At 49.2% G+C, this 12,001-nt stretch carries 9 protein-coding genes and 1 pseudogene; 8 read left to right on the top strand and 2 right to left on the bottom strand.

The genetic code is table 11. The annotated features are described in order from the left end of the window. Positions 1-7 precede the first annotated feature (7 nt). Genes hemQ through hemL form a run of 6 tightly spaced genes read left to right on the top strand, consistent with a single transcriptional unit; the run spans position 8 to position 6,306 of the window. Positions 8-781, top strand: a complete 774-nt coding sequence (gene hemQ, locus ACN08Z_RS05400; RefSeq protein ID WP_419103559.1) for a hydrogen peroxide-dependent heme synthase — start codon at positions 8-10, stop codon at positions 779-781. After that, positions 778-2,091, top strand: a complete 1,314-nt coding sequence (locus ACN08Z_RS05395; protein WP_419103558.1) for a ferrochelatase — start codon at positions 778-780, stop codon at positions 2,089-2,091. The genes hemQ and ACN08Z_RS05395 overlap by 4 nt, the downstream gene beginning before the upstream one ends. 5 nt (positions 2,092-2,096) lie before the next feature. Beyond that, entirely contained in the window at positions 2,097-3,056 is a 960-nt protein-coding gene (gene hemC / locus ACN08Z_RS05390) for a hydroxymethylbilane synthase (protein WP_419103557.1), read from the top strand. 5 nt (positions 3,057-3,061) lie between these two features. Continuing rightward, entirely contained in the window at positions 3,062-3,868 is an 807-nt protein-coding gene (locus tag ACN08Z_RS05385) for a uroporphyrinogen-III synthase (RefSeq protein ID WP_419103556.1), read from the top strand. A gap of 52 nt (positions 3,869-3,920) precedes the next feature. Then, the gene (gene hemB / locus ACN08Z_RS05380) at positions 3,921-4,919 is read left to right on the top strand and encodes a porphobilinogen synthase (protein ID WP_419103555.1); all 999 of its coding nucleotides are present in this window, start codon (positions 3,921-3,923) and stop codon (positions 4,917-4,919) included. Between the two features lie 55 nt (positions 4,920-4,974). Then, positions 4,975-6,306, top strand: a complete 1,332-nt coding sequence (gene hemL / locus ACN08Z_RS05375; RefSeq protein ID WP_419101570.1) for a glutamate-1-semialdehyde 2,1-aminomutase — start codon at positions 4,975-4,977, stop codon at positions 6,304-6,306. 114 nt (positions 6,307-6,420) lie between these two features. On the opposite strand, the gene ACN08Z_RS05370 is transcribed toward hemL, so the two are convergent. Both ACN08Z_RS05370 and ACN08Z_RS05365 read right to left on the bottom strand, forming a co-directional pair. Next, on the bottom strand, positions 6,421-7,773 hold the full coding sequence (locus ACN08Z_RS05370; protein ID WP_419103554.1) for a threonine/serine ThrE exporter family protein: 1,353 nt from the start codon (positions 7,771-7,773) through the stop codon (positions 6,421-6,423). 62 nt (positions 7,774-7,835) lie between these two features. Further along, entirely contained in the window at positions 7,836-8,522 is a 687-nt protein-coding gene (locus tag ACN08Z_RS05365) for a 3'-5' exonuclease (protein WP_419103553.1), read from the bottom strand. A 226-nt stretch (positions 8,523-8,748) separates the two neighbouring features. Here ACN08Z_RS05365 and ACN08Z_RS05360 point away from each other — a divergent pair. Continuing rightward, positions 8,749-9,558 (top strand): annotated as a pseudogene (locus tag ACN08Z_RS05360) (UvrD-helicase domain-containing protein); the annotation flags it as partial. A 78-nt stretch (positions 9,559-9,636) separates the two neighbouring features. Further along, the gene (locus ACN08Z_RS05355; RefSeq protein WP_419103598.1) at positions 9,637-11,997 is read left to right on the top strand and encodes a PD-(D/E)XK nuclease family protein; all 2,361 of its coding nucleotides are present in this window, start codon (positions 9,637-9,639) and stop codon (positions 11,995-11,997) included. The last annotated feature ends 4 nt before the right edge of the window (positions 11,998-12,001 follow it).

The raw sequence follows: 12,001 nt of genomic DNA, 5'->3' as shown, positions 1-12,001 counted from the left end.
GGAAAACATGTCACACCAACATGGATCACATGGAAACTACTCCCACACACACGGCTCAGATGCAACCTCATCAAAAATTCAAGGTCAAGTTCCGGGAGCACCAGCTGAAGGAGACGACAAACTCTACTACGCGCTATACACCGTATTTGCACGTACCGGAGCCACAAACACCCAAGCACAAACTCCCGAAGCTGAAGAAGAACTCAACCACGTAATCTCAGCTCTTGAAGAACAAGGCGTAACCATTCGCGGATTCTACGACGTATCAGCCATGCGTGATAACGCAGACATCCTCGTATGGGCTCACTGCGAAGTCCCCGAAGACCTCCAAGAAGCAATCCGCAAACTTCGCCGTACCAGCGTCTTCTCTGAAACAAAGATTGTATGGTCCACTATGGGCGTACACCGCGATGCAGAATTTACACGCCGCCACGCCCCAGCATTTGCACTCGGTAAAGAAGCACAAGACTGGGTCTGCGTATACCCCTTTGTTCGCTCCTACGAGTGGTACTACATGAACCCCGAAAAACGCGCTGAAATGCTCAAAAATCACGGCATGAAAGGCTACGACTTCCCCCAAGTACTAGCCAACACCATCGCAACATTCGGACTCAACGACTACGAATGGGTTCTCGCCCTTGAAGCACCCGAACTCGTCGACCTCGTCGACCTTATGCGTCATTTCCGAAACACTGAAGCCCGCCTACACGTCCGCGAAGAAACCCCCTTCTACACCGGACGCCGTATTCCCTCCCACGAAATTGCAGGAGTTCTTGCATGAGCACCCGACTACCACACGACGTAGCCCCCAACGTCACCGACCCCAACAACACCGCCAGCAACGGACCTGCCGTACTCGATGCAACAACCATCGAAACATTCCACGGCGAAGAAAACATCTCACGCCCTCGTAACAAAGCACCACAACCCTACGATATGGTGATTCTTTCATCCTTTGGTGGCCCTGAAGGGCAAGAAGATGTCATCCCATTCCTGAGAAACGTCACGGCAGGACGAGGCATCCCCGACGAACGACTCGAAGAAGTCGCAACACACTACCGCGCCAACGGCGGTATCTCACCTATCAACGAACAAAACCGTGCACTCTTGAATGCCCTTGAACAGGCCCTTCAAGAAAAAGGCCCACACATCCCCATCACATGGGCTAACCGTAACTGGAAACCCTACGTCAACGACGTAGTACAAGAAGCCTACGATAACGGTGCACGAAAAATTTTGGTACTTGCCACAAGCGCCTACCCTGGTTATTCTTCATGCCGTCAATACCGTGAAGATTACGGTATGGCATTAGAAAAACTTGAACTAGAAGGAAAACTTCAGATTGATAAAATCCGTCAGTTCTATGATGCACCAGGATTCGTACAAGCCTTCGTCGATGGACTCGTAGACGGACTACGAGAAGTTCACCAAAAAATTGCGCAGAACACCGACCCTGCTGCTGGAAACGGCGCTATTCGCATCATGTTCTGCACCCACTCCGTACCAACCAGCGCAGCGAACGAAGCCGGACCACGAGATGTCGACTACGAAGGCGGCTCCGCCTACGTCGAAAAACATCTTCAAGTGGCTCGACGAGTCCTCGAAAAAGTCTCTGAACTTGACTCAAAACTCCTCGAAAACGTTGATTGGGAACTGGTCTACCAGTCCCGTTCGGGCCCCCCATCGATGCCATGGCTAGAACCAGACGTCAACGACGCCCTAGAAGCCCTCGAAGGTCAAGTTGATGGCATCGTCCTCGTACCTCTGGGCTTTGTCTCTGACCATATGGAAGTCAAATGGGACTTAGACACCGAAGCTCTAGACACTTGTAAAAATCTCGGCTTTGAAGCGGTACGCACACCAACACCCGGAACTCATCCGGCATACGTTGAGTCTTTGCGTCAGCTCATCCAAGAACGCGTACAATCTGCAAACTCAACACCGTTTACCGCACCCAAAGAGCCACTTTTTGGTGGTTGCTCTAACCGCGGATGGTTCGACGAATGCGACCCTCAATGCTGTAAACCAGCACGTGCTCAACAACATCGAGCAACGATTGCAACCTACCATATGAATACTACGGAGGACTAAAACCTATGGGCTACACCGTTGGCACCCGAGGCTCGGCGCTAGCACTCACTCAAACAGGTATGGTTGCTGACGCCATCGGACGTATCTGCAACCAAAACATCGAACGAGTAACCGTCAAAACTGAAGGCGATATCCTGACCGGTCCGCTTTCACAGATGGGTGGTACCGGTGTATTCGCTGCAACGTTAAGACAACGAGTACTGGACGGCAGTGTCGACATGGCTGTTCATTCCCTCAAAGATTTGCCCACCCAGCCCTGCCCTGGACTCAACATTGCGGCAATTCCTGAGCGCGAAGACCCACGAGACGCACTATGCGCTCGCGATGGACTCACCTTAGAGACACTGCCAGAAGGTGCAAAAGTTGGTACTGGATCTCCTCGACGAGCAGCCCAGATTAAGGCGTTACGCCCAGATATCAATATCGTTGATATTCGAGGTAACGTGGGCACACGTCTTGCACGAGTCCCCGGTCTAGAACATTATGGCAATGCAGAAGCGGTAGGGGACTGCGATGCAGTTATCCTTGCGGCTGCTGGTTTGCACCGGCTAGGTTATGAATCTGCTATTTCTGAATATCTTGACGTTTCTCGTGTTCTTCCTGCCCCTGGGCAAGGTGCCTTGGCTGTAGAAATACGTGAACAAGACGTCCACAACAACACTGAGCTAGCTCAAGCTGTCGTTACCGTAGACCACCTACCAACACGCTACGCGGTTATGGCTGAGCGTGCTGTGCTACGTCGTCTAGAAGCAGGTTGTGCTTCGCCCATTGGAACATACGCGAGATATGAACAAGACCAGCTGATTCTTGACGCTGTAGTGGCTTCTGCTGATGGTTCTCAGGTGCTAAGACATCATGCAGCAACCGTACTTTTGAGTCAAGAAGCAGCTGAACAGCTTGGTATTCAAGTAGCAGAAGACCTCCTGCAAATGGGCGCTGACCGTTTAAACGGATTGAATAGTTAGTGTCCATGGCCAACGCAATGACCTCTACTCGGCTGCTCATCACTCGTTCGTTTGAACAAGCACAACCGTTTGTTGAGCTTTTGTCTCATACGTCTTTAGCGCCGGTAGAGGTCGATTGTGCCCCTATCCGCCAAGCTGTCGCTCATACACCAGATAGTGAGCTCATGAGTCGTCTGCCTCATGGCGGCTTTTCTTGGGCTCTTATCAGTAGCGCGAATGCTGTGCTTTCTTTGAAAAAATATGCTGTTGAATCTCAGCGTACGTTGCCTCAATTACTAGCAACAACAAAAGTTGCTGCTGTTGGTGCCTCCACGGCACAAGTTTTGGCTGATAACGGTGTTGTGGTGGATTACATTCCTTCGGTGATGGACGCTGAACATTTGGGGCAAGAACTTCCGTATGACGACGATCAACCTGTTCTGTGTGTTTTGGGAAAGACGTCACGGCCGACTCTCAACCATGTTCTAGCATCACGGAATATACCTACAGAAACGGTGATTCTTTACGATATGGAACCTTACCCCGCTACAAACCCGTTAACGCCGTTGAGAGCACCCGAAAAATCTTTTGCTCTGGGGCAGGTTAGAGAGCGTTGGCAAGAATATGCGGGTGTTATCGCAACGGCTCCTTCTCTATTAGAAGAACTCGTCACCTATATTTACGGTGAGGAATCTCCGGTATCTTTTCCCCCTCTTATTGCGATGGGAAGAACAACCGCATCTCATGCGCAGCGTTTAGGTTTGGATGTTTATATTGCGCCTGCTCCAACCCCTGGCGGATTATGCGAAGCGGTTCATCATTATTTTTTGTAATTTTTTGGTTATCACGCAAAGAAAATACATGTTTTATGAGAGGAGAACTCCTATGACGGCACTCAACCTTCAGTATCGTCCACGGCGTCTACGCGCAACTCCTGCGTTGCGTAAACTGGTATCTGAAACACAACTACGCCCAGAGCACCTCATTCAGGTTCTCTTTGTGCGAGATGGAATTGAGGAACCTCAGCCTATCGCGTCTATGCCTGGACAATATCAGCACACGTTAGATTCTCTGCTAGAACAGGTAGAACAAGCCGTATCAGCAGGGATTCAATGTATTGATCTTTTCGGTGTTCCTCGTGAAGAAGACAAAGATGCAGATGGAACTCACGCATGGCTACCGGAGGGTATTTTAAACCGTGCTATTGCACAGGTTCGTCAACGTTTTGGGGATACCATTACGATTATGGCGGATACCTGTCTTGACGAGTTCACCAGCCATGGACATTGTGGGCCTCTTTCGACAGACCGGTTCGGTCAGCCGATTGTCGATAACGATGCCTCTGTACATGCTTATTCTCAGATGGCGTTGGCGCAGGCTCGTGCCGGTGCACATATTGTGAGCCCATCGGGCATGATGGACGGGCAAGTACAAGCAATTCGTCAGGCGCTTGATGCAGAAGGGTTCTACGACGTCGCTATTATGGCGTATTCGGCAAAATACGCTTCAGCATTCTTTGGTCCTTTCCGTGATGCTGTCGGTTCTTCATTAGAAGGCGACCGTAAGAGCTATCAGCAAGACCCAGCTAACCGTCGTGAAGGTCTACACGAAGTACGGCTAGATATTGAAGAGGGCGCAGATTTCGTTATGGTGAAACCGGCGATGGCGTACCTTGACATTGTGCGTGAAGTCGCTGATTTCTCTCCGGTGCCGGTAGCTGCCTATCAAGTTTCTGGAGAATATGCCATGATTGAGGCTGCCGCTGCAGCAGGGTGGGTCGACCGTGAAAAGATTGTTCTTGAATCGTTGACAGGTATTCGTCGTGCCGGCGCTGACATTATTTTGACGTACTATGCAACAGAAGTAGCCTCTTGGCTTTCATAATGTTTTGTAGACTAGAGAAAACATTACGCAACAGATATGAAGAAAGTTCTCACCTATGAGTAGTATCTCCGAAGACTTATTTAACCGTTCTCGTGCTGTCATCCCTGGGGGAGTGAACTCACCGGTTCGAGCCTTCAACTCCGTTGGCGGTGTACCCCCCTTTATGGTTGAAGCACAAGGCCCTTATCTGACCGATGCTGATGGCAGAAACTACGTTGATCTTGTGATGAGCTGGGGCCCTGCACTTTTAGGACACCGCGATTCGTCTGTAGTTGAGGCAGTTCACGAAGCTGTAGAACACGGTTTATCTTTTGGTGCCTCTACCGAAGCCGAAGCTGAACTTGCTGAGCTTGTTATTGAGCGTATCAACGCTGTGATTCCAGGAAGTATTGATCAGATACGTATGGTGTCTACGGGTACCGAAGCAACCATGACGGCTATCCGTCTAGCTCGCGGTTATACCGGACGAGATAAAATCATTAAATTTGCTGGTTGCTATCACGGACATGTTGATGCTTTACTCTCTGAAGCTGGTTCTGGCGTAGCAACCTTAGCAATGCCCGGTTCAGCAGGAGTAACAGCGGCAACAGCAGCTGAAACTATTGTTCTCCCTTATAACGATACCCAAGCAGTTCAACGTGCTTTTGAACAGCACCATGGACAGATCGCGGCTATTATCACCGAAGCAGCACCGTGCAATATGGGTGTGGTAACACCCGAGGCCGGATTCAACCGGTTCTTACACGATACTGCCCATGAGAATGGTGCATTGCTCATTTTTGATGAAGTCTTAACAGGTTTCCGTGTATCTTCTGCCGGCTATTGGGGATACACCACAGAAGATGAGGGAGGCTGGGCTCCCGATATCTTTACCTTCGGAAAAGTTATTGGTGGCGGTATGCCCATTGCCGCACTGGGTGGTAAACGAGAAGTGATGGAGTACCTTGCCCCGTTAGGGCCCGTCTATCAGGCAGGTACGCTCTCTGGTAATCCCATCTCTCTTGCTGCAGGCATCGCAACGCTCAAAGCCGCAACAGAAGACGTCTACCAGACTATTAATCAGCGTAGTGAAGAACTTCAAAAAGCTATCCACTCCTATGGCGAAAAACTTGGTTTAAACTACTCGATTCAACGCGCCGGAAACCTGTTCTCTCTATCATTTGGTACAGCTGAGCACGGCGTACATCATTATGACGATATCAAAGCAAGTGAAACGTTCCGTTATCAGGCATTTTTCCATAGCATGTTGAACTCTGGGGTGTACCTCCCACCAAGTGCTTTCGAAGCATGGTTCTTATCTGCCTCACATAACGACACCGCTATGGACCGTATTCTTTCTGCACTGCCTGAGGCCTTAGAAGAAGCTGCTCAGGCTCAACCCGCATAAATAATACTATTTAGTGTTCTCTTCACTGAAAAACCTTTGGGGTTGTATCCTCCACATCAGAGGATGCAACCCCAAAGGTTTTTTTGATGTTATATAGGTGATAACGTATTCGCCTTACCGTAGATGATAGTCAATATTAAAATGACGAACTTTTTGCAAATCTCGGTTATAGAACCAGTTCTTATCCATGAGGAAACGAGCAAATACAAGCCCCATACCAATGGCGAAGAATAATAACCATACCTCTACCATCCCAACCGCGGCTTCTGCAATATCACCATCGGAGAGGTGAGCCATGGAACGATAGAACGTCACCCCGGGAACCATCGTGACAACCGCTGGGACAGACAACGAAACACGCGAATACTTCCGGTGATATAACGGCGCGATAATTTCAGCAAGAGTCGCTGCCAAAAGAGCACCTGTAAATACTGCCAGTTGCGGGGCCAAACCCACATCAGTAGCAAGGATACGAAGAGGGTTCACCACAGCAGCAATAATTCCTGCCCATAAACAGCTCGTGGGCATTGCCGAGAAAAGCATTGCAAACCCATACGCTGCAATAAAAGACGCCGCAACTCGCAACGAATATAACGTCATAGGCGAAAACTCTAGGGGAACAGCTTTTTGCAGAGGAAGCTCAAACGTAAAAGCAAGAATCCACACCGCAAAAGAAGCACTTGCAAGTAACAACCCCACGTAGGTAAGCCGTCCAATAGCCGCCGAAAAATCAAAACGAGCTAAATCTAACATCGCGGTTACCAGCGGGAAACCCGGCACTAAAAACAAGATAGCAGAGATGAAACCTACAAGATGATCAGAAGACGTTAACCCTAAAGCAGTCAGCGCACTAACTGCGCAAATATATGTTCCTGCAGAGAACACTCCACATAAAAACCATATCGCAAGGTGATTAACCTCTTTACTGAGCAGAAAAGAACGTAATAATTGTCCTAGACCTGAACAGAAGAAAACAATACTGCACTCAACAACACCACCATTATTGAGAAAAGCAAATCCCGCACATGCAAAAGCGGCAGCAAGAGAAAGCAACCATTGAGGGTATAGGTGCGGCAATCGTGCAATACGATCAATCTCCTGACCTGCTTCAAAAGGAGAAATCTTTTCAGGGAGGTTCGAGACAAAATCGCTGAGCAAATCAATACGATAAGCGCTAATACCCATCGCCCTCTGCTCACCAATTTCGGTACGAAAATTACCAGCAGCATAAGCAGTTGTGGTGAGCTCCGTAAACGTCACCTGCGAATGATGTTCCTCTAAACCTACAGCTCTTGCCAGACGTGCCATTGAAGTTTTCACACGGAAAGCACTAGCCCCCGACTTCAACATAAGCAAACCAAGCTTCATCACCACAGCAGACTGCGATACAAGATATTGATGTTGGCGTCGTGAAGAACCTAGATAGATACTATTAGTGGGCGGCTCTGCAGAGAGATTCTCAGACATCATGCACCTTAGAAAATATATTGAGTAAAAATATTTATGAAAACGCTCCGCACAAGAACGAACTAACCATGGCGTATAGGCCACGAACCATCAATGACTTGATTCTTACCTTGACGCTTGAGATATTCTTGAAACTCCGCAGCCTGCTCTTGCGCCCACAGAATCTGCTGCTGATGTAAGAACCTCGCATCTTGGGCAAGGTCGGGGAAAGAAGCTGCCATAGCCGTGAGCAGGCGTTCTGCTGCTATCGCATCATCCTTAGATGTATGAGCATTCTCTAAGTTCACACCATATTCTTCGCTGAGTACCTCTAGAGTACGTTTGCCTCGTTTAAACTGATGAAAATGCTTATTCAAAACATAAGGATCTAGCACCGGCTCACACATCAACTCTGGGTACCCATACCGTTGCAGTTCATAATGCAATACCGAAAAATCATAGGCAGCGTTGAAAGCAATAACGGGGATACCATCATGAAAGAGAGAACCCAGAGCAGACGCCACCTGAAACACGACGGTAGAAGCATCCTGTCCATGTTCTTGCGCATATTCAGTGCTAATACCGTGAACTGCTGAAGCCTCTGCTGGGATATCAATACCAGGGTTCGCTAACCACTCTCCAGCGCGAATAACCTGTCCATCTGCCCCCACCAGAACCAAAGAAGCCGTCACAATACGTGCCGTACGAGGATCAACCCCCGTCGTTTCTAAATCAAAAGTTGCCCGAGGATTATCTAGCCAAGAAGTCATACTCCACACTATATCGCTTTTTCGATAAGCCCAATAACCCCACCCCATGTATCAGAGACTTACCGCTATCAAATGTGATAACACTCCTTCCACCCAAGACATATCGCAGAGCATCGACATCTTTTAAACCTCTGAGATACATCGTTCCCCCATAACATAAAAATCGTTAAACTTATGGGGGAGAGGCTAATTACTAAAACCTCGATAAACAACGCAAGAAGGAACCCAAACGATGAGCAACACACCACGGATCATTCTTGGTGCAGCAGGAACGGGCAAAACCACCCAACTCCTTGAACACGCCCAAAACTACCTTGACTCTGGTGCCGAAGCTGATGGCATGATGTTCCTAACGCCCTCCCGTACCAGTGCTACAAGGATGAGAGAACTCATCGCCAACCACACTCAACGAACCCTCTCAACCGTACCAACTCGCGCATGGCAGTCCTATGCTTTCGACATCTTACGACGCGCCCAAATCCAAGGCCTACTACCGGGGGTAGAACTATCACCCAAACTTATCTCAGGGCCAGAACAAGACGTCATCATCTCAGAACTGCTCCAAGGACACACACAAGGTTACGGAAAAATAATTATTTGGCCCCAAGAGCTTAAAGAGGCCGTACACACTGAAGGATTCCGCCACGAAATACGCGACTTCTTCGACCGTATTGCAGAATACGCTATCGACCCACAAGACATCGAAAACTACGCCCAACAGCTCAATATCCGTTCATGGGCTCTAATCGCTCAACTATATAAGGAATACCAACAGATTCGTCGTCTACGGATGCCCAATGCCTTCGACCCCGCAACCCTCATCCATGAAGCTCAACAGGTTCTGACCCGCAACCCAACCTTTCTCGCAGAAGAACGCGAACGTTTCAAACTCTTACTCATCGACGATTTCCAAGAGGCAACACCCTCCATCTACCGTCTACTCGAAACACTCTGTTCACCTGAAACCTCACCAGCTCCAGCACCCCAAACAGTTATCGCTTTATGCACCGATACTGTGGTTCAAGGTTTCCGTGGTGCTCGCCCCGATAAAGCAAAAGAGCTTCCTCGTATCCTTGGCGACTATGAGACCCTATCTCTCAATCTCTCCCATAGGATGCCCAAAGATATTGTTTGTGCCTATTCCACCGTCACAGAACGTATTCCGCCGGTTGCCCACATGCGCTACGACCGTCAACCACAATGCGCACCAGCTGCTGAGCCTACCGCAACAGCGGAAGAAACCTCTCAACAAGAACCTGCTGTGGATGGGTATCTTGTTCAGAACGTTCAACAAGAAAATCGACTGTTAGCACAGATGATTCTTGAAAAACACCTATATGAGAACGTCCCCTATCACCAATGCGCCATTATTGTGCGCAACACCGGCGCAATAGCACGTATTGAACGTACCCTCATGAGCCACGGCATCCCTGTATCGAGCGCTCGCACCCTTAACGTGCTGAGTCAAGAACCTGCAGTACGCCCCTTCCTTGACGCATTAGCTATAGCGGTACACCTATACGAACAAGAGCAGGACCTCAACAGTGATGCCCACCCTGTTAGTGAGTCTGGAATATCTACGGATATTGTCTTGTCGTTATTACAGTCTCGCCTAGGTGGCGCTACCGCAATGGACGTGCGTCGCCTACGACAACAGTTACGCGCTGAAGAACTAAAATCTGGTGGAACACGCCCCAGCGATGAGCTGCTCCTTGAAGCGCTCTACCAACGTCCTCATATTGCTGCTAGGGGAGCAGACCGTGCCGTACACCGTATCCACCATGTGCTCTCTGCCGGTGTCAAAGCACTCTCACAAGAAGGAGCAACAGCTGAAAGCGTTCTGTGGGCGTTATGGGAGTCTTCAGAACTTGCCCACACTTGGCGTCAAGAATCATTAAACGGTGAAGGATTGAACGCGCAACGTGCTCACCGAGATTTAGATGCCATGCTTGGTCTTTTCGAGGCTGCCTCACGTTATACCGAGCAGATGCCTGGTGCGAGTGCCTTCCAATTCTTGAACTACATGATGGCTCAAGACATTCCGATGGACACACTGACCCGAACAACACGCGTACAAGGGCACGTTGAAATATTGACTCCAGCTTTAGCTGCAGGACGTGAATGGGACTACGTTTACATTGCAGGATTACAAGAAGGTATCTGGCCGAACACTACTGTGCGCGGTTCTCTACTTGAGACGCATAAACTCACCGATATTCTTGATATCGGGTTAGATGCTGCACGACACATAACTCCCACTGATCGTGTGCGACAAACCCGTCACGATGAACTACGCATGTTTGCCACTGCTCTATCACGAGCGAAGAAACAGGTTCGGTGTACAGCAGTGATGTCTGAAGACGAATTTCCTAGTGAGTTTTTTGACCTTGTTGTTCCCGGCTCTCATGAGGGACGAACAACTACTGAGGTTCGACGTCCGATGACTCTTCGTGCGCTGGTGGCAGAGCTACGTCAATGGGCAGAACAATATGAGCAAAGCCCCGAACCCGCTCACCACGCGATACAGATTCTTCGCAAGTTCAACGACCTAGGACAAACACGCGGGTATATTGTGCCCGGTGCCTCACCTGATAGCTGGTGGGGGCTGAGCCCTCTCTCCTCTCAAGGCAGTGCCTTTGGAGAAGAGGCACCTATTCCGATGTCACCTTCACGACTAGAGACGGTGCACCGTTCCCCGCTGGAATGGTTCGTGTCCGAATCACGTGCAGAAGCTGCTACCGATGCTTCACGTTCTTTAGGAAACGTTGTACACGAACTTGCAGAACAGTACCCTCACGGGCCAGGTTATGTTTTGGAAGAACAACTTGCTCAGACCTTCCAAAAAATGAATCTTCCTGATACCTGGGAAACTCAAAAAATCTATGAACGAGCACAAAAGATGGTACGAAAATTTGCCTCCTATGTGGCTGAGCTATCCCAGCATCAGCGGGAATTGAGTAATGTTGAAGGCAGTTTTAAAGTTTTTGTTCCAGGAAAAACACGTGACGCGTTATTGGTCGGCAGAATTGACCGTTTAGAGAAAAATCAAGAAACTGGACGCTACGCCATCATCGATTTGAAAACGGGGAGAACTGCGCCCTCTCAGAAAGAGAAAATACCTCGTCACCCACAACTTGCAGCTTACCAAGTTGCTTTAGAAGCTGGTATCGGTGAGAAACTTGCTCAGGGGGAAGACTCACCCGAAGCGAGATTTAGCGGGCTTACATCACGCTCTGGCGGTGCCTTCCTCATACAGTTAGGTACCGACACGAAAACTTACCGTGAACAGCAACAAGAGCCTCTCATAGAAGAAGATTTATGGGCAGTAGAGCTCATTCAACAAGCAGCAGAGCTTATCGCTCAAGAATATTTTCAGGCACGCCATACTTCAGCCCAAGCTAGTGGCTACGGTATCCAATGCAAACTTCCCGAAATCTGCCCGTTATGTGCTCGTGGTAGACAAGTGACACAATAACGAA

Origin of the sequence: Rothia sp. P7181 (assembly GCF_048513015.1) — a bacterium.
Classification (GTDB): domain Bacteria; phylum Actinomycetota; class Actinomycetes; order Actinomycetales; family Micrococcaceae; genus Rothia.
The sequence above is the reverse complement of the archived record's forward strand: the minus strand, read 5'-3'. Positions and strand labels throughout refer to the sequence as shown.

Excerpts from the sequence above, each read along its gene's own strand:
- hemQ (WP_419103559.1), top strand. The coding sequence starts at position 8 with ATGTCACACCAACATGGATCACATGGAAACTACTCCCACACACACGGC.
- ACN08Z_RS05370 (WP_419103554.1), bottom strand. The coding sequence starts at position 7,773 with ATGTCTGAGAATCTCTCTGCAGAGCCGCCCACTAATAGTATCTATCTA.
- hemB (WP_419103555.1), top strand. The coding sequence starts at position 3,921 with ATGACGGCACTCAACCTTCAGTATCGTCCACGGCGTCTACGCGCAACT.
- hemC (WP_419103557.1), top strand. The coding sequence starts at position 2,097 with ATGGGCTACACCGTTGGCACCCGAGGCTCGGCGCTAGCACTCACTCAA.
- ACN08Z_RS05365 (WP_419103553.1), bottom strand. The coding sequence starts at position 8,522 with ATGACTTCTTGGCTAGATAATCCTCGGGCAACTTTTGATTTAGAAACG.
- hemL (WP_419101570.1), top strand. The coding sequence starts at position 4,975 with ATGAGTAGTATCTCCGAAGACTTATTTAACCGTTCTCGTGCTGTCATC.
- ACN08Z_RS05355 (WP_419103598.1), top strand. The coding sequence starts at position 9,637 with ATGCCCAAAGATATTGTTTGTGCCTATTCCACCGTCACAGAACGTATT.
- ACN08Z_RS05385 (WP_419103556.1), top strand. The coding sequence starts at position 3,062 with ATGGCCAACGCAATGACCTCTACTCGGCTGCTCATCACTCGTTCGTTT.
- ACN08Z_RS05395 (WP_419103558.1), top strand. The coding sequence starts at position 778 with ATGAGCACCCGACTACCACACGACGTAGCCCCCAACGTCACCGACCCC.